The organism is Rahnella sp. PD4 (assembly GCF_049199325.1).
GTDB classification, from domain to species: domain Bacteria; phylum Pseudomonadota; class Gammaproteobacteria; order Enterobacterales; family Enterobacteriaceae; genus Rahnella; species Rahnella perminowiae.
Map to the genome: position 1 here is coordinate 1 of NZ_JBLZQF010000018.1, position 18,468 is coordinate 18,468.

Genomic DNA, 18,468 nt, shown 5'->3' on the forward strand with positions numbered 1-18,468 from the left:
AGTTCTACTTCCGTACAACTGACGTGACCGGTACTATCGAACTGCCAGAAGGCGTTGAGATGGTAATGCCTGGTGACAACGTGAACATGGTTGTTACGCTGATCCACCCAATCGCGATGGATGACGGCCTGCGTTTCGCAATCCGTGAAGGCGGCCGTACTGTAGGTGCTGGTGTTGTTGCTAAAGTTATCGCTTAATCGCTGATAGTTTTTTGTCACTATTCGTTGACGCAATACACACTAAAAGGGCATCATTCGATGCCCTTTTTTCTACGCTGTGGCGCTAGAACCTATCTCATCAGCGATTTATACGTCATAATCACTGGTGAGATAGGCTCTGAGATATAGCGTAAAACACCGAATTGCGCTCAAGTAGAGCATCGATCGGTTTGGTTTGCCTCGCAATGCGAGGCAAAGTTGTTTGTTCTGAATCATTGTGACGGGTTGGTTTATGAGTGCGAATACCGAGGCTCAAGGGAGCGGGCGCGGCCTGGAAGCGGTAAAGTGGCTGGTTGTTGCCGTTTTGTTGGTTGTAGCTATTGTCGGTAACTATTATTACCGTGCATACAGCCTGCCGTTACGCGCGTTAGCCGTAGTTGTTATTATCGCAATTGCAGGCGCAGTGGCTTTACTGACCACTAAAGGCAAGGCAACAGTTGCGTTTGCTCGTGAAGCGCGAACTGAAGTACGTAAAGTCATTTGGCCAACGCGCCAGGAAACATTGCATACCACACTGATCGTTGCGGCGGTAACTGCCGTTATGTCTCTGATTCTGTGGGGGCTGGATGGTATTTTAGTCCGCCTGGTATCTTTCATTACTGGCTTGAGGTTCTAAATGTCTGAAGCACCTAAAAAACGTTGGTACGTCGTTCAGGCGTTTTCTGGCTTTGAAGGCCGCGTAGCGCAATCGCTGCGTGAGCACATCAAATTACATGACATGGAAGAACTGTTTGGTGAAGTCATGGTTCCAACCGAAGAAGTGGTTGAAATTCGTGGTGGCCAGCGCCGTAAAAGTGAACGTAAATTCTTCCCGGGTTATGTGCTGGTACAGATGGTAATGAATGACGCCAGCTGGCACTTAGTTCGCAGCGTTCCTCGTGTTATGGGCTTCATTGGCGGAACGTCAGATCGTCCTGCACCAATCAGCGATAAAGAAGTTGATGCGATCATGAATCGCCTGCAACAAGTGGGGGATAAACCACGCCCTAAAACATTGTTCGAACCAGGTGAACTGGTACGTGTTAATGACGGGCCGTTTGCAGACTTCAATGGTGTGGTCGAAGAAGTTGATTACGAGAAAAGCCGCCTGAAAGTGTCTGTTTCCATCTTTGGCCGTGCAACACCGGTTGAACTGGACTTCGGTCAGGTTGAAAAGGGCTAATACAACGTTCTAAATATTCGTTAGAACAGTTGTTGTACAAGGCGCGAAATTAAACTATAATTTCGCGCCTTTTGTTTTTATGTGCAGTCTTCTTGGCACATAAATGATAAAGAACAAAGTACTGTAAATAACGGGGAGCCTCTTCAAACAGGCGATATTACCCAAACGAGGATATTTACCATGGCCAAGAAAGTACAAGCCTACGTTAAGCTGCAAGTTTCAGCTGGTATGGCAAACCCAAGTCCGCCAGTTGGTCCAGCTCTGGGTCAGCAAGGCGTGAACATCATGGAATTCTGTAAGGCGTTCAATGCTAAGACTGATAGCATGGAAAAAGGCCTGCCAATTCCTGTTGTTATTACTGTTTATTCTGACCGTTCTTTCACCTTCGTTACCAAAACCCCTCCTGCAGCAGTATTGCTGAAGAAAGCGGCTGGTATCAAGTCTGGTTCCGGCAAGCCGAACAAAGACAAAGTAGGTAAAGTAACGAGTGCTCAGGTTCGTGAAATCGCAGAAACCAAAGCTGCGGACATGACTGGTTCTGACGTTGAAGCGATGATTCGCTCCATCGAAGGTACTGCTCGTTCCATGGGCCTGGTAGTGGAGGATTAATAAATGGCTAAGCTGACCAAGCGCATGCGCGTGATCCGTGACAAAGTTGATGCTACTAAACAGTATGACATCACCGAAGCCGTTGCTCTGCTCAAAGAGCTGGCCACTGCTAAATTCGTAGAAAGCGTTGACGTTGCTGTTAACCTCGGCATCGACGCTCGTAAATCAGATCAAAACGTTCGCGGCGCAACCGTACTGCCACACGGCACCGGTCGTTCTGTTCGCGTTGCCGTCTTCACTCAAGGTGCAAACGCTGAAGCTGCTAAAGCTGCAGGCGCTGAACTGGTTGGTATGGAAGATCTGGCTGACCTGATCAAGAAAGGCGAAATGAACTTCGACGTTGTTATCGCATCTCCAGATGCAATGCGCGTTGTTGGCCAATTAGGTCAGGTCTTGGGCCCACGCGGTCTGATGCCTAACCCGAAAGTCGGTACTGTAACCCCTAACGTTGCTGAAGCGGTTAAGAACGCTAAAGCAGGTCAGGTTCGTTACCGTAACGACAAAAACGGCATCATCCATACCACTATCGGTAAGGTTGATTTCGAATCCGACAAGCTGAAAGAAAACCTGGAAGCTCTGTTGGTCGCTCTGAAAAAAGCGAAGCCTTCTCAGGCTAAAGGCGTTTTCATCAAGAAAGTAAGCCTGTCCACTACCATGGGCGCGGGTCTTGCTGTTGATCAAAGCGGCCTGAGCGCAACAGTTAACTAATTAACTGCTGACGTTTATCGCTTTACGCGGGCGATAGATTTGTCTAGAATCTATGGCCCGTTGTTTCGTTAATGCGAAACCAAGATTTTTCGGTTGGAGCCTGGCCTATCCAGGCCTCCGTCCAAGACCGCAGGTGCCCCGAAAAGGGCTTAATCCTTCCTGCGTAGACGGTGACAGAGCCTGAAGAAAATATTTCTTTGTCTTTTTTATAAAGAATTAAGATTTGTCTTTGCTGGATTCTCTGCTCACCGTGTTTGAACGCTTGATATCGATTCTCGATAACAAGTGATGTGAGTTCCGGGGATTTTCCCCGGCTAAATCCAGGAGCAAAAAGCTAATGGCATTAAATCTTCAAGACAAACAAGCGATTGTTGCTGAAGTCATCGAAGTAGCCAAAGGCGCGCTGTCTGCGGTTGTTGCGGATTCCCGTGGCGTAACTGTAGATAAAATGACTGAACTGCGTAAAGCAGGTCGTGAAGCTGGCGTTTACATGCGTGTTGTTCGCAACACCTTGATGCGTCGCGTCGTAGAAGGTACTCAGTTTGAGTGCCTGAAAGACACGTTTGTCGGTCCAACCTTGATTGCATTCTCTACTGAACACCCAGGCGCTGCTGCCCGTCTGTTCAAAGATTTCGCTAAAGCGAATGCAAAATTTGAGGTTAAAGCTGCGGCCTTTGAAGGTGAGTTTATCTCTGCGGCTCAAATTGACCGCTTGGCAACTCTGCCTACTTACGAAGAAGCAATCGCACGCCTGATGGCAACCATGAAAGAAGCCTCTGCAGGCAAATTGGTTCGCACTCTGGCTGCTGTACGCGATCAGAAAGAAGCTGCTTAATCAGCCTTTTTTATCTCGTTCATTTGCTTACGTATAAACTATTTCTGAATTCTAGGAACACTTGAAATGTCAATCACTAAAGAACAAATCATTGAAGGCGTTGCAGCTCTGTCTGTAATGGAAATCGTTGAACTGATCTCCGCTATGGAAGAAAAATTCGGCGTTTCTGCTGCTGCTGCTGTTGCAGGTCCTGCTGCTGCTGCTGAAGCTGTTGAAGAAAAAACTGAGTTCGACGTTGTTCTGGCCGCTGTTGGCGCGAACAAAGTTGCAGTTATCAAAGCTGTTCGCACCGCGACTGGCCTGGGTCTGAAAGAAGCTAAAGACCTGGTTGAGTCTGCTCCAGCAGCTCTGAAAGAAGGCATCAGCAAAGATGACGCTGAAGCTCTGAAAAAATCTCTGGAAGAAGCTGGTGCTTCTGTTGAAGTTAAGTAAGTTTAACTTCCCGGAGTGCAGTCTGTCCTAACAGGCTGATGGCTGGTGACTTTTTAGTCACCAGCCTTTTTGCGCTATAGAGTGTCAGTGATGTTTCACACTGTTTGAGCACTGAACTACTCTAATATCTCTTTCTATAGACGCCTTAATATATTGTTGCCTCTTGCTGTAGCTCATCTACAGATAACGCACAACGAAATGATTTAAGAGTGGTAGAAAACAGATATTGCGGAAAGCGTTTCTGCTTTCCGGTCGACATAAACGGTGTTGCATGAACTGTCCTTCTCAGGGCAGACAAGATTGGGTCACTGATCAGCGAGCTGAGGAACCCTATGGTTTACTCCTATACCGAGAAAAAACGCATTCGTAAGGATTTTGGTAAACGTCCACAAGTTCTGGACATTCCATATCTCCTTTCTATCCAGCTTGACTCGTTCCAGAAGTTTATCGAGCAAGACCCGGAAGGCCAGTACGGTCTGGAAGCTGCATTCCGTTCTGTATTCCCTATCAAGAGCTACAGCGGTAACTCTGAGCTGCAATACGTTAGCTACCGTCTTGGTGAGCCAGTATTTGACGTTAAAGAATGCCAGATCCGTGGTGTGACGTTCTCCGCGCCACTGCGTGTGAAACTGCGTCTGGTGATCTACGAACGCGAAGCACCAGAAGGTACGGTCAAAGACATCAAGGAACAAGAAGTCTATATGGGCGAAATTCCGCTCATGACCGAAAATGGTACCTTTGTGATTAACGGTACTGAGAGGGTTATCGTATCTCAGCTGCACCGTAGTCCGGGCGTATTCTTCGACAGCGACAAGGGTAAGACCCACTCATCGGGTAAAGTGCTTTATAACGCACGTATCATCCCTTACCGCGGTTCATGGTTAGATTTCGAGTTTGACCCGAAAGATAACCTCTTTGTGCGTATTGACCGTCGCCGTAAATTGCCTGCGACTATCATTCTGCGTGCATTAAATTACACGACTGAACAGATCCTTGACCTGTTCTTTGACAAGGTGACTTACCAGATCCGCGACAACAAGTTGCAGATGGAACTGGTACCTGAACGCCTGCGTGGTGAAACAGCTTCCTTTGATATCGAAGCTGACGGCAAAGTCTATGTAGAAAAAGGCCGCCGTATCACTGCCCGTCATATTCGTCAGCTTGAAAAAGACGAAATTCAGCGCATCGAAGTTCCTGTTGAGTACATCGCAGGGAAAGTGGTCTCTAAAGACTACATCGACACCAATACCGGTGAGCTGATCGTCCCGGCTAACATGGAATTGTCTCTGGATCTGCTGGCTAAGCTCAGCCAGTCCGGCCACAAAACCATTGAAACGCTGTTCACCAACGACCTCGATCATGGCGCTTACATGTCCGAGACTATTCGCGTCGACCCAACCAGCGATCGCCTGAGCGCACTGGTTGAGATCTACCGAATGATGCGTCCTGGTGAGCCACCAACGCGTGAAGCGGCTGAAAGCCTGTTCGAGAACCTGTTCTTCTCTGAAGATCGTTACGACCTGTCTGCAGTGGGTCGTATGAAGTTCAACCGTTCTCTGCTGCGTGATGAAATCGAAGGTTCAGGTATCCTGAGCAAAGACGACATCATTCAGGTTATGAAAAAGCTGATCGGTATTCGTAACGGCCAGGGCGAAGTGGACGATATCGACCACTTGGGCAACCGTCGTATTCGTTCCGTCGGCGAAATGGCTGAAAACCAATTCCGTGTAGGTTTGGTTCGTGTTGAGCGTGCGGTTAAAGAGCGTCTGTCTCTGGGCGACCTCGACACGCTGATGCCTCAGGATATGATCAACGCTAAGCCAATTTCGGCTGCGGTGAAAGAATTCTTCGGCTCAAGCCAGCTGTCACAATTTATGGACCAGAACAACCCGTTGTCTGAGATCACGCATAAGCGTCGTATCTCTGCATTGGGTCCGGGCGGTTTGACCCGTGAACGTGCTGGCTTTGAAGTTCGAGACGTACACCCGACTCACTACGGTCGCGTATGTCCAATCGAAACGCCAGAAGGTCCAAACATCGGTCTGATCAACTCCTTGTCTGTTTATGCACAGACCAATGAGTACGGTTTCCTGGAAACCCCTTACCGTCGCGTACGTGATGGTCTGGTGACTGATGAAATCAACTATCTGTCTGCTATTGAAGAAGGCAACTTCGTTATCGCTCAGGCGAACTCCAACCTGGACGAAGAAGGGCGCTTCATTGAAGACCTGGTCACTTGTCGTAGCAAAGGCGAATCCAGCCTGTTTAGCCGCGATCAGGTTGACTACATGGACGTTTCCACCCAACAGGTTGTTTCCGTTGGTGCTTCACTGATTCCATTCCTGGAACACGATGACGCCAACCGTGCATTGATGGGTGCGAACATGCAACGTCAGGCCGTTCCGACTCTGCGCGCTGATAAGCCGCTGGTGGGTACTGGTATGGAACGTGCTGTAGCGGTTGACTCCGGTGTTACTGCCGTAGCTAAACGTGGCGGTATTGTTCAGTACGTGGATGCGTCCCGTATCGTTATTCGTGTTAACGAAGAAGAGATGTACCCGGGCGAAGCAGGTATCGACATTTATAACCTGACCAAATATACCCGTTCTAACCAGAACACCTGCATCAACCAGATGCCGTGTGTGAATCTGGGCGAGCCAATCGAGCGCGGCGACGTGCTGGCAGATGGTCCGTCAACAGATCTGGGCGAACTGGCTCTGGGTCAGAACATGCGTGTCGCGTTCATGCCTTGGAACGGTTACAACTTCGAAGACTCCATCTTGGTCTCCGAACGTGTTGTGCAGGAAGACCGATTCACGACCATCCATATCCAGGAACTGGCCTGTGTGTCCCGTGACACCAAGTTAGGGCCTGAAGAGATCACCGCTGACATCCCTAACGTGGGTGAAGCTGCGCTCTCCAAACTGGATGAATCCGGTATCGTTTATATCGGTGCTGAAGTGACCGGTGGTGACATTCTGGTGGGTAAGGTTACGCCTAAAGGTGAAACCCAACTGACGCCGGAAGAGAAACTGCTGCGTGCGATCTTCGGTGAGAAAGCGTCTGATGTTAAAGACTCTTCTCTGCGTGTACCAAACGGCGTTTCCGGTACGGTTATCGACGTGCAAGTCTTCACCCGCGATGGCGTGGAAAAAGACAAACGTGCGTTGGAAATCGAAGAGATGCAGCTGAAGCAGGCTAAGAAAGACCTGACTGAAGAATTGCAGATCCTGGAAGCCGGTCTGTTTGCACGTATCCAGTCTGCGCTGGTTGCTGGCGGTGTTGAAGCTGACAAGCTGGGCAAATTGCCTCGCGACCGTTGGTTAGAACTGTCACTGACTGACGAAGACAAACAGAACCAACTGGAACAGCTTGCTGAACAGTACGACGAACTGAAATCCGAGTTTGAGAAAAAACTCGAAGCTAAGCGTCGTAAAATCACTCAGGGCGATGATCTGGCACCAGGCGTGCTGAAAATCGTTAAAGTGTATTTGGCCGTTAAACGTCAAATCCAGCCTGGTGACAAGATGGCCGGCCGCCACGGTAACAAAGGTGTTATCTCTAAGATCAACCCGATCGAAGATATGCCTTACGATGAAAACGGGACTCCGGTTGATATCGTACTGAACCCGCTGGGCGTTCCATCACGTATGAACATTGGTCAGATTTTGGAAACCCACCTGGGTATGGCCGCGAAAGGTATTGGTGAAAAAATCAATGCCATGCTGAAGAAACAAGAAGAAGTTTCTAAGCTGCGCGAGTTCATCCAGCGTGCCTACGATCTGGGCGACGATGTACGTCAGAAAGTGGATCTGAACACCTTCACCGATGATGAAGTATTGCGTCTGGCTGAGAACCTGAAAAAAGGTATGCCAATCGCAACACCAGTCTTCGACGGTGCGAAAGAGACAGAGATCAAGCAACTGCTTGAAATGGGCGGAATCCCAACCTCTGGTCAGATCACACTGTTTGACGGCCGTACCGGCGAGCAATTCGAGCGTCAGGTTACCGTCGGCTATATGTACATGCTGAAACTGAACCACCTTGTTGACGATAAGATGCACGCGCGTTCTACCGGTTCTTACAGCCTTGTTACTCAGCAACCGCTGGGTGGTAAAGCTCAGTTCGGTGGTCAGCGCTTCGGTGAGATGGAAGTGTGGGCACTGGAAGCATACGGTGCCGCTTATACCCTGCAGGAAATGCTGACTGTTAAGTCCGATGACGTGAACGGCCGTACTAAGATGTATAAAAACATCGTAGATGGCGATCATCGTATGGAACCAGGCATGCCGGAATCCTTCAACGTACTGTTGAAAGAAATCCGTTCTCTGGGTATCAACATCGAGCTGGAAGACGAGTAAGTACTCGAATTCGCACTGATCACAGGGGCACCTGCCTGTTAATCAATACAGACCAGGTGCCTAACAGGTCTAACCCGACGGGAGCCAATCCGTGAAAGACTTACTAAAGTTTCTGAAAGCGCAAACTAAGACCGAAGAGTTTGATGCGATCAAAATTGCTCTGGCATCGCCAGACATGATCCGTTCTTGGTCTTTTGGTGAAGTTAAGAAGCCAGAAACCATTAACTACCGTACGTTCAAACCAGAACGTGACGGCCTTTTCTGTGCCCGTATCTTCGGACCAGTAAAAGACTACGAATGCCTGTGCGGTAAGTACAAGCGTTTAAAACATCGCGGCGTGATCTGCGAGAAGTGCGGCGTTGAAGTGACCCAGACTAAAGTACGCCGTGAGCGTATGGGCCACATCGAACTGGCTTCCCCGACTGCACACATCTGGTTCCTGAAATCGCTGCCATCGCGCATCGGTTTACTGCTGGATATGCCACTGCGTGATATCGAACGTGTTCTGTACTTCGAATCCTATGTGGTTATCGAAGGCGGCATGACCAACCTCGAAAAACGCCAGATCCTGACTGAAGAGCAGTATCTGGATGCGTTGGAAGAGTTTGGTGATGAGTTCGACGCGAAGATGGGTGCGGAAGCCATTCAGGCTCTGTTGAAAAACATGGACCTGGAAGCAGAGTGCGAACAACTGCGTGAAGAGTTGAACGAAACTAACTCCGAAACCAAACGTAAAAAGCTGACCAAGCGTATCAAGCTGCTGGAAGCGTTCGTTCAGTCTGGTAACAAACCAGAGTGGATGATCCTGACCGTGCTGCCGGTATTGCCGCCAGATTTGCGTCCATTGGTTCCGCTGGACGGCGGCCGTTTCGCAACGTCAGATCTGAACGATCTGTATCGTCGCGTGATTAACCGTAACAACCGTCTGAAACGCCTGCTGGATCTGGCTGCGCCAGACATCATCGTACGTAACGAAAAACGTATGCTGCAAGAAGCGGTAGATGCTTTGCTGGATAACGGCCGTCGCGGTCGTGCAATTACCGGCTCTAACAAGCGTCCGCTGAAATCTCTGGCAGACATGATTAAAGGTAAACAGGGTCGTTTCCGTCAGAACTTGCTGGGTAAACGTGTCGACTACTCCGGTCGTTCCGTTATCACCGTAGGTCCATACCTGCGTCTGCATCAGTGTGGTCTGCCGAAGAAAATGGCACTGGAACTGTTCAAACCGTTCATTTACGGCAAGCTGGAACTGCGTGGCCTCGCCACCACCATCAAAGCCGCGAAGAAAATGGTTGAGCGCGAAGAAGCTGTCGTTTGGGATATCCTGGACGAAGTTATCCGCGAACACCCGGTACTGCTGAACCGTGCACCAACCCTGCACCGTTTGGGTATTCAGGCGTTTGAACCGGTTCTGATCGAAGGTAAAGCAATCCAGCTGCACCCGCTGGTTTGTGCGGCATATAACGCCGACTTCGATGGTGACCAGATGGCTGTTCACGTACCGTTGACGCTGGAAGCTCAGCTGGAAGCGCGTGCGTTGATGATGTCTACCAACAACATCCTGTCACCTGCGAACGGCGAGCCAATCATCGTTCCTTCTCAGGACGTTGTATTGGGTCTGTACTACATGACCCGTGACTGTGTTAACGCCAAAGGCGAAGGCATGGTTCTGACCGGTCCTAAAGAAGCTGAGCGTATTTACCGCGCCGGTTTGGCCTCTCTGCATGCGCGTGTCAAAGTGCGTATTACTGAAGAGATCAAAAATACCGAAGGCGAAGTTACGCATAAGACGTCGATTATTGACACGACTGTCGGTCGCGCCATCCTGTGGATGATCGTGCCAAAAGGTCTGCCGTTCTCTATCGTCAACCAGCCTCTGGGCAAAAAAGCTATCTCCAAAATGCTGAACACCTGTTACCGCATTTTGGGCCTGAAGCCGACCGTTATTTTTGCTGACCAGATCATGTACACCGGTTTTGCTTACGCTGCCCGTTCAGGTGCATCAGTAGGTATCGATGACATGGTAATCCCTGCGAAGAAAGCAGAGATCATCGAAGAAGCAGAAACTGAAGTTGCTGAAATCCAGGAACAGTTCCAGTCTGGTCTGGTAACTGCTGGCGAACGCTATAACAAAGTGATCGACATCTGGGCTGCGGCCAACGAACGTGTTGCTAAGGCAATGATGGAAAACTTGTCTGTTGAAGACGTCGTCAACCGTGACGGTGTTGTTGAACAGCAGGTTTCCTTCAACAGTATCTTTATGATGGCCGACTCCGGTGCGCGTGGTTCTGCTGCACAGATTCGTCAGCTGGCCGGTATGCGTGGCCTGATGGCCAAGCCGGATGGTTCCATCATTGAAACGCCAATCACCGCGAACTTCCGTGAAGGTCTGAACGTACTCCAGTACTTCATCTCTACTCACGGTGCTCGTAAAGGCTTGGCGGATACCGCACTGAAAACGGCGAACTCCGGTTATCTGACCCGTCGTCTGGTTGACGTGGCACAGGATCTGGTAGTGACCGAAGACGACTGTGGTACTCACGAAGGCATCATGATGACTCCGGTCATCGAAGGTGGCGACGTTAAAGAACCACTGCGCGAACGTGTACTGGGTCGTGTGACTGCAGAAGATATCCTGAAGCCGGGTACGGCGGATATCCTGGTTCCACGTAACACCCTGCTTCACGAGAAGACGTGTGATCTGTTAGAAGAGAACTCTGTCGACAGCGTGAAAGTACGTTCAGTCGTAAGTTGCGAAACCGACTTTGGTGTGTGTGCAAACTGCTACGGTCGCGACCTGGCACGTGGTCACATCATCAACAAAGGTGAAGCGATCGGTGTTATCGCAGCACAGTCAATCGGTGAGCCGGGTACCCAGCTGACGATGCGTACCTTCCACATCGGTGGTGCGGCATCTCGTGCGGCAGCGGAATCCAGCATTCAGGTTAAGAATACCGGTACCATTAAACTGAGCAACCACAAGCACGTTAGCAACTCTAACGGCAAACTGGTTATCACTTCCCGTAACACTGAGCTGAAATTGATCGACGAATTTGGTCGTACCAAAGAAAGCTATAAAGTGCCTTACGGTTCCGTGATGGGCAAAGGTGATGGCGCAGCAGTTAACGGCGGCGAAACCGTGGCTAACTGGGATCCGCACACCATGCCAGTTATCAGTGAAGTGAGTGGTTTCATTCGCTTTGCCGATATGGTGGATACTCAGACCATTACCCGCCAGACTGATGACCTGACCGGTTTGTCTTCTCTGGTTGTTCTGGACTCTGCAGAGCGTACCGGTAGCGGTAAAGATCTGCGTCCGGCACTGAAAATCGTTGATGCTAAAGGCAACGACGTATTGATTCCAGGTACTGATATGCCTGCTCAATACTTCCTGCCAGGTAAAGCGATCGTTCAGCTGGAAGATGGTACTCAGATCCACTCCGGTGACACCCTGGCGCGTATTCCTCAGGAATCCGGCGGTACCAAGGACATCACCGGTGGTCTGCCACGCGTTGCTGACCTGTTCGAAGCACGTCGTCCGAAAGAGCCTGCAATCCTTGCTGAAATCAGCGGGATCATCTCCTTCGGTAAAGAAACCAAAGGCAAACGTCGTCTGGTAATTTCTCCGTTGGATGGCAGCGATGCTTACGAAGAAATGATCCCTAAATGGCGTCAGCTGAACGTGTTCGAAGGCGAAGTTGTGGAACGTGGTGACGTCGTATCCGACGGCCCTGAGTCTCCGCACGACATCCTGCGTTTACGTGGTGTTCATGCGGTTACCCGCTACATCACTAACGAAGTGCAGGAAGTTTACCGTCTGCAAGGCGTTAAGATTAACGATAAGCACATTGAAGTTATCGTTCGTCAGATGTTGCGTAAAGGCACCATCGTTAGCGCTGGTGGCACTGACTTCCTGGAAGGCGAGCAGGCAGAAATGTCTCGCGTTAAAATCGCTAACCGTCAGCTGGAAGCTGAAGGCAAAATCACGGCAACCTTTACCCGTGATCTGCTCGGTATTACCAAAGCATCTTTGGCGACCGAATCCTTCATCTCTGCTGCATCGTTCCAGGAAACCACGCGCGTTCTTACTGAAGCCGCTGTTGCGGGTAAACGTGATGAACTGCGTGGCCTGAAAGAGAACGTTATCGTTGGCCGTCTGATCCCAGCCGGTACCGGTTACGCTTATCATCAGGATCGTGCACGCCGTAAAGCACAGGGCGAAGTGCCAGTTGTACCGCAAGTCAGTGCGGATGAAGCAACGGCTAACCTGGCTGAACTGCTGAACGCAGGTTTCGGTAACAGCGACGATTAATCGTCTTCTGTCGAAACGCATAAAACCGCCCCTTCGAGGGCGGTTTTTTTTTACCTGAAATTTGAGAAAGGACGTGGCGGGTAAAGAGGAGCCGGAACAGGAAACTGGACGATAACCTGTTCCGGCTATTTGGAAGCAGCGCCGGGATGAATGGCGCCGGCCAGTTGCGAATGTGCAGTGGCAAAGGCACATTAATGCCCCAGGACTGCTGGCGCGAGGAGCAAAATTGTTTTATGGAATCTGTATTCCTGAGAGTTTACTAAATTACCCTCCGGCGACATTTTCCTGCGAGACCCGCCCCAAAAAACTGTCCCAGTCTTTCCAGACCGGCTGCAGCCCGGCTTGTGTTAATGCCTCTGCGACACGTTGCGGGGATCGGTTATCGTGCGGTGCAAATTGCTCAAGTTCCGGATGATCATCGGCATAGCCACCGGGTTGTGTTTTAGATCCTGCGCTGACGGTGTTGATCGCCAGCGGGATGACATGATCGCGGAAGTAAGGTGATTCGCGCGTCGACAATGAAAGCTCGACATCCGGTGCCAGCATCCTGAAAGCGCATATCAGTTGTACAAGCTGGTTTTCTTCTAACAAAGAAGCTGGTTCGATACCGCCGGTACAAGGGCGCAATCTCGGAAATGCCACCGAATAACGGCTTTGCCAGTAGGTTTGTTGGAGGTACAACAAATGTTCGGCCACCATATAACTGTCCGTCCGCCAGTTGCCTGAAAGCCCAAACAGGGCCCCAAGTCCGATTTTATCGATCCTTGCCCGCCCGAGCCGGTCCGGTGTCTCCAGTCGCCAGAAAAAATCTTGTTTCTGTCCGCGAAGATGATGCAAGGCATAGGTCGGTGCGTGATAGGTCTCCTGATAAACCAATACACCGTCCAGCCCCAGCGTTTTCAGCTCGGCATATTCTTCCTGCTGTAGCGGCTGAACTTCGATCATCAGCGAATCGAAATGGCTTCTGATTGGCGGCAAATGGCGGCGGAAATAATCCATGCCGACTTTTCCCTTGTGTTCGCCGGTGACCAATAACAGATGTTTGAAGCCCAGCGCATTCAGCGCTTCACACTCCCGACTGATTTCATTTTCATCCAGCGTTTTACGTTTGATTTTATTGCTCATCGAAAAGCCGCAATATGTACATTCGTTGGCGCAAAGATTGGATAAATACAAGGGGGCGAAGAAATTCACCGTATTGCCGAATCGCTGACGTGTCAGTTGTTGAGCGCGTTGCGCCATAGTTTCCAGATAAGGCAGCGCAGCCGGAGAAATTAATGCCATGAAATCTTCACGGCTGATTTTGTTGCGGCTGAGCGCCTGTTCAACATCACGGGATGTTTTGCTGTTGATGCGTAGGGAAATATCATCCCAGTCCAGCATTGACCACACATCCGTAAAGTTATTCATAGGGATACCTGCGGAGCATTGAGGAAACCGGTCAGCGGACTTGACGCGCTGGCTTGCCGCTGCCTGCCACCCAGGCCGCTTTGACGGGCGATTGCGCCGGCCTGTACCGCCAGCCGGAATGCCGTTGCCATAGCAACCGGATCGCCTGCGACGGCTATCGCCGTATTGACTAATACAGCATCGGCCCCTATTTCCAGCGCTTCAGCGGCCTGGCTTGGGGCACCAATACCGGCATCAACGACGACCGGAATCTGTGCCTGCTCAATGATGATTTGCAAAAACTCACGGGTTTGCAGACCCTGATTGGAGCCGATCGGCGCACCCAGGGGCATGACGGCGGCACAACCGACTTCTTCCAGACGTTTACACAACACCGGATCCGCGCTGCAATACGGCAAAACAACGAATCCTTTTTTCACCAGAATCTCTGCGGCTTTCAACGTTTCTATGGCATCGGGCAGCAGGTATTTTACGTCTGGGTGAATTTCAAGCTTCACCCAGTTTGTTGCCAGTGCTTCTCTTGCCAGTTGTGCGGCAAATACGGCCTCCTCAGCTGTTTTAGCACCGGATGTGTTAGGCAACAAACGGACCCCGAGCTGCTGCAAAGGAAACAAAATGTCATCCCCTCCGCGACGCAGATCAACACGTTTCATCGCCATGGTCACCAGTTGAGTGCCGGATGCTTCCAGTGCCTGTTGCATTAACGCCGGGCTGGCGAATTTTCCCGTTCCGGTAAAAAGGTGTGACGTAAAGGTGGTATCAGCAATTTTTAACATATCAGCCTCCGGCTATCGCCTGAAAGAGCAGGATCTCGTCACCGTCTTCCAGTAAATGAGCAGGCCAGTTATCGCGGGGAATAATGACCTGATTAACCGCCAGTGCGCTGCCTGCAGGATTTAATGCCAGTAAACTGAGCAGGTTCAACAAGGTGAGCGGTTGACTGAATTGGTGTGGTACTTCATTGACCAGAATGTTCATGCGTGGCCTCCGCAGATGGCACAGGCTGATGAACGTGTGAGTTGCAGTGAACGCCAGTTTTGCGTTTTACCGTCGAACAGACGTAACTTTCCGCTCAGTACGGAAGGCAGTCCCGCCAGGATTTTTAGTGCTTCCAGCGCCTGCAATGTACCGATGGTGCCAACGACCGGGCCGAGCACACCTGATGTTCGGCAATTGCGCTGTACGGTTTCCTGATCCGGATACAAACAGGCGTAACAACCGTGTACATAAGGCGCTTCTAGCACCAGAAGCTGTCCGCTGAATCCGACGGCGCTACCGCTGATCAAGGTTTTTTTAGCCTCTACGCAGGCTTTATTAACCGCGTGCCGGGTTTCCATGTTATCGCTGCAATCTAAAACGATATCGGTGTCTGACACGGCACGGATCAACGCTTCGCCTGTCAGACGCTCCGTGATGGCCACGGCTTCGCAAAGCGGATTCAGACGCAGTAATTCACGTTTTGCCAGAACCGCTTTGGGCTGATCGAGATCTGCGGTGCGGTAGAGTATCTGTCGTTGAAGATTGGTGATGTGTAATTGATCGTCATCGGCCAGAACCAGCGTACCTACGCCTGCCGCTGCCAGATATAAGGCTGCCGGCGATCCCAGTCCGCCTAGCCCGACAATCAGGACTTTCGCCGCCTGTAGCTTTTCCTGTGCCTGCGGACCGAACTCCTCCAGCATCAGCTGACGGCTGTAGCGCATAAAAGCCGCATCGTTAAGCATCTTCCGGCACCTTACTGGCGCATAAAGCCAGTAATTCTGCGGTGGCTGCCCGCCAGTCTGCTGCCTGCGTAATGGCGCTGACGACGGCGATGCTGCCGACGCCGCAATCGAGAACCGACGGAGCACGTTCAATGCTGATCCCGCCGATGGCCACCGTCGGGAAGCTGCCGTTGAGTTGCCTGATGTGTCGGGCGAGTTCTTTCAGTCCTTGTGGCGCCGACGGCATATCTTTGGTCTGCGTCGGGAAGATATGACCGAGGGCGATGTAAGAAGGTTTCACGGCGACAGCGCGTGCCATTTCAGTATCATCATGTGTGGATACGCCCAGCCGTAAACCAGCCTGACGGATTGCCTCAAGATCGGCAGTATCCAGATCTTCCTGACCTAAATGCACACCATAAGCCTGATGCTTTATCGCCAGGCGCCAGTAATCATTGATAAATAACCGTGCCTGATATTTTTTGCCCAGCGCAATTGCATCAATAATTGCTGGCTCGACGTCCTCATCAGACAAATCTTTCACACGTAATTGCAACGTTTTAACGCCCGCATCCAGCAGGCGGGCAATCCATTCCACGGTATCCACGACCGGATATAAACCAAGGTGGAACGGAACGGCAGGAAAGGGTTGAGCGGACTGATTCATTGGTTGTTCTCCGTGCTGAGATTGTCGGCCGGATGATAAAGCTCGCTGCCGCGTGAACGGAATTCGGCAGACATCTGTGCCATACCGGATTCAATAACTTCAACCGGCTGGGCTTTGGCTTCCAGTGCGGCGGCATAATCGCGCACTTCCTGAGTGATTTTCATGGAGCAGAATTTCGGACCGCACATTGAGCAAAAGTGTGCCACTTTGCCGGATTCCTGAGGCAGCGTTTCATCGTGATAGGCACGAGCCGTTGCCGGATCGAGAGCCAGATTAAACTGGTCTTCCCAGCGGAATTCGAACCGTGCTTTTGACATAGCGTTGTCACGGATTTGGGCGCCGGGATGTCCTTTCGCTAAATCGGCGGCATGTGCTGCGATTTTGTAGGTGATGAGACCCTGCTTAACGTCTTCTTTGTTAGGCAGGCCGAGATGCTCTTTTGGCGTGACATAACAGAGCATGGCGCAACCGAACCAGCCAATCATTGCGGCACCAATACCGGACGTGAAATGGTCATAACCCGGCGCGATATCGGTAGTCAGCGGGCCGAGGGTATAGAAGGGCGCTTCGTGGCAATGTTCGAGTTCTTCGGTCATATTGCGGCGGATCATCTGCATCGGCACATGTCCCGGTCCTTCGATCATGACCTGAACATCATATTCCCAGGCGATTTTGGTCAGTTCACCTAATGTACGTAATTCGGCAAATTGCGCTTCGTCGTTGGCATCCTGAATGGAGCCAGGCCGCAGGCCGTCGCCCAGTGACAGCGAGACATCATAGGCGGCACAGATTTCGCAAATTTCGCGGAAATGCTCATACAGGAAACTTTCTTGATGATGTGAAAGGCACCATTTCGCCATGATCGAACCGCCGCGGGACACAATCCCGGTCAGGCGTTTGGCGGTCATCGGCACGTAACGCAGCAATACCCCAGCGTGTATGGTGAAGTAATCGACACCTTGTTCGGCCTGTTCCAGCAACGTATCGCGAAACATTTCCCAGTTCAGGTCTTCGGCCACGCCGTTGACTTTTTCCAGTGCCTGATAAATCGGCACGGTACCAATAGGTACCGGACTGTTACGCAGGATCCACTCACGGGTTTCATGTATATAACGGCCGGTGGAGAGATCCATCACGGTATCCGCGCCCCAGCGTGTCGACCATACCAGTTTCTCGACTTCTTCTTCGATAGAAGACGTCACCGCCGAGTTGCCGATGTTGGCGTTCACTTTCACCAGGAAATTGCGTCCGATGATCATCGGCTCTGATTCAGGATGGTTAATATTGGCGGGAATAATCGCGCGACCGGCAGCGACTTCCTGTCTTACAAACTCTGCGGTGATATTGGCGGGCAGATGCGCACCGAAGCTTTCGCCGGGATGTTGCTGACGCAGAACGTCACCGCGGATGCGTTCACGCCCCATATTTTCGCGAACGGCGATAAACTCCATCTCAGGCGTGATGATGCCTTTGCGGGCGTAATGCAGTTGTGTGACATTTTTACCCGCAATGGCTTTGCGCGGGCGGGGCAGGTGTTCGAAGCGGAGGTGGTCCAGCCCTTCATCCGCCAGTCGCTGCTGGGTAAAACCGGAACTGACCTGCGGGAGTTCCTCCGTGTCCGCCCGCGCGTTTATCCAGCGGGCGCGTAATTTTTCCAGGCCGGTATGCACGTCGATAACTGCCGACGGATCGCCGTAAGGCCCGGCGGTATCATAAACAGGAATCGCTTCATTTTCTTCGAATTGTGGATTGTCTTTGCCGCCGCCGACCAGCGTCGGGCTGAGCTGGATTTCACGCATCGGTACGCGGATATCATGGCGGTCAGTTTCAAGATAAATACGGCGGGAATTGGGAAAAGCTTCACCCTGCAGACTGTCGATAAACGACTGCGCCTGCGCCCGTTGTTCACGGCGGTTTGAAGGTGTCTTTGTAGAAACAACAGTTTTTTGAGTACTCGACATAGCAAATTCCTTGTGTTGTTTTGCGTAGTAAAAACGTGGCAAAAACGTGATGGAAAATTGCTTGTCTGGAGGTTTACGGCAGGAGTAAAA

The 18,468-nt window shown here is 51.1% G+C and carries 14 protein-coding genes and 1 pseudogene; 9 read left to right on the forward strand and 6 right to left on the reverse strand.

Going from position 1 to position 18,468, the window contains the following annotated elements; genetic code table 11:
* The 9 genes and pseudogenes from tuf to rpoC form a co-directional block, all read left to right on the forward strand.
* A pseudogene (gene tuf / locus ACOZIO_RS24660) lies at positions 1-197 on the forward strand (elongation factor Tu); the annotation flags it as partial.
* A gap of 253 nt (positions 198-450) precedes the next feature.
* Positions 451-834 carry a preprotein translocase subunit SecE gene (gene secE / locus ACOZIO_RS24665; RefSeq protein ID WP_034794996.1) on the forward strand — a complete coding sequence of 128 codons (384 nt, stop codon included), beginning with the start codon at positions 451-453 and terminating at the stop codon, positions 832-834.
* On the forward strand, positions 835-1,380 hold the full coding sequence (gene nusG / locus ACOZIO_RS24670) for a transcription termination/antitermination protein NusG (RefSeq protein ID WP_009639145.1): 546 nt from the start codon (positions 835-837) through the stop codon (positions 1,378-1,380). It begins immediately after the preceding gene.
* A gap of 180 nt (positions 1,381-1,560) precedes the next feature.
* The gene (gene rplK, locus ACOZIO_RS24675; protein WP_129955677.1) at positions 1,561-1,989 is read left to right on the forward strand and encodes a 50S ribosomal protein L11; all 429 of its coding nucleotides are present in this window, start codon (positions 1,561-1,563) and stop codon (positions 1,987-1,989) included.
* 3 nt (positions 1,990-1,992) lie between these two features.
* Positions 1,993-2,697, forward strand: coding sequence for a 50S ribosomal protein L1 (rplA, locus tag ACOZIO_RS24680; protein WP_120164019.1), 705 nt, complete (start codon positions 1,993-1,995; stop codon positions 2,695-2,697).
* 337 nt (positions 2,698-3,034) lie between these two features.
* Complete coding sequence (rplJ, locus tag ACOZIO_RS24685) at positions 3,035-3,532, forward strand: 50S ribosomal protein L10 (protein WP_013577411.1); 498 nt, start codon at positions 3,035-3,037, stop codon at positions 3,530-3,532.
* Positions 3,533-3,598: 66 nt separating this feature from the next.
* Positions 3,599-3,964, forward strand: a complete 366-nt coding sequence (gene rplL, locus ACOZIO_RS24690) for a 50S ribosomal protein L7/L12 (protein WP_013577410.1) — start codon at positions 3,599-3,601, stop codon at positions 3,962-3,964.
* 332 nt (positions 3,965-4,296) lie between these two features.
* Complete coding sequence (gene rpoB, locus ACOZIO_RS24695; RefSeq protein ID WP_015699039.1) at positions 4,297-8,325, forward strand: DNA-directed RNA polymerase subunit beta; 4,029 nt, start codon at positions 4,297-4,299, stop codon at positions 8,323-8,325.
* Between the two features lie 91 nt (positions 8,326-8,416).
* Positions 8,417-12,637 carry a DNA-directed RNA polymerase subunit beta' gene (gene rpoC, locus ACOZIO_RS24700; protein WP_129955676.1) on the forward strand — a complete coding sequence of 1,407 codons (4,221 nt, stop codon included), beginning with the start codon at positions 8,417-8,419 and terminating at the stop codon, positions 12,635-12,637.
* A gap of 264 nt (positions 12,638-12,901) precedes the next feature.
* Here rpoC and thiH read toward each other — a convergent pair whose 3' ends face one another.
* Genes thiH through thiC form a run of 6 tightly spaced genes read right to left on the reverse strand, consistent with a single transcriptional unit; the run spans position 12,902 to position 18,378 of the window.
* Complete coding sequence (gene thiH / locus ACOZIO_RS24705; protein ID WP_129955675.1) at positions 12,902-14,047, reverse strand: 2-iminoacetate synthase ThiH; 1,146 nt, start codon at positions 14,045-14,047, stop codon at positions 12,902-12,904.
* Entirely contained in the window at positions 14,044-14,823 is a 780-nt protein-coding gene (locus tag ACOZIO_RS24710; protein WP_129955674.1) for a thiazole synthase, read from the reverse strand. Before ACOZIO_RS24710 ends, thiH begins: the two co-directional genes overlap by 4 nt.
* A gap of 1 nt (position 14,824) precedes the next feature.
* On the reverse strand, positions 14,825-15,025 hold the full coding sequence (gene thiS / locus ACOZIO_RS24715; RefSeq protein ID WP_129955673.1) for a sulfur carrier protein ThiS: 201 nt from the start codon (positions 15,023-15,025) through the stop codon (positions 14,825-14,827).
* A complete protein-coding gene (locus ACOZIO_RS24720) occupies positions 15,022-15,771 on the reverse strand; it encodes a HesA/MoeB/ThiF family protein (RefSeq protein ID WP_421595860.1) in 750 nt (249 codons plus the stop codon). The genes thiS and ACOZIO_RS24720 overlap by 4 nt, the downstream gene beginning before the upstream one ends.
* Positions 15,764-16,417, reverse strand: a complete 654-nt coding sequence (thiE, locus tag ACOZIO_RS24725) for a thiamine phosphate synthase (RefSeq protein ID WP_129955671.1) — start codon at positions 16,415-16,417, stop codon at positions 15,764-15,766. The genes ACOZIO_RS24720 and thiE overlap by 8 nt, the downstream gene beginning before the upstream one ends.
* A complete protein-coding gene (gene thiC / locus ACOZIO_RS24730; protein ID WP_129955670.1) occupies positions 16,414-18,378 on the reverse strand; it encodes a phosphomethylpyrimidine synthase ThiC in 1,965 nt (654 codons plus the stop codon). The genes thiE and thiC overlap by 4 nt, the downstream gene beginning before the upstream one ends.
* Positions 18,379-18,468: the final 90 nt, after the last annotated feature.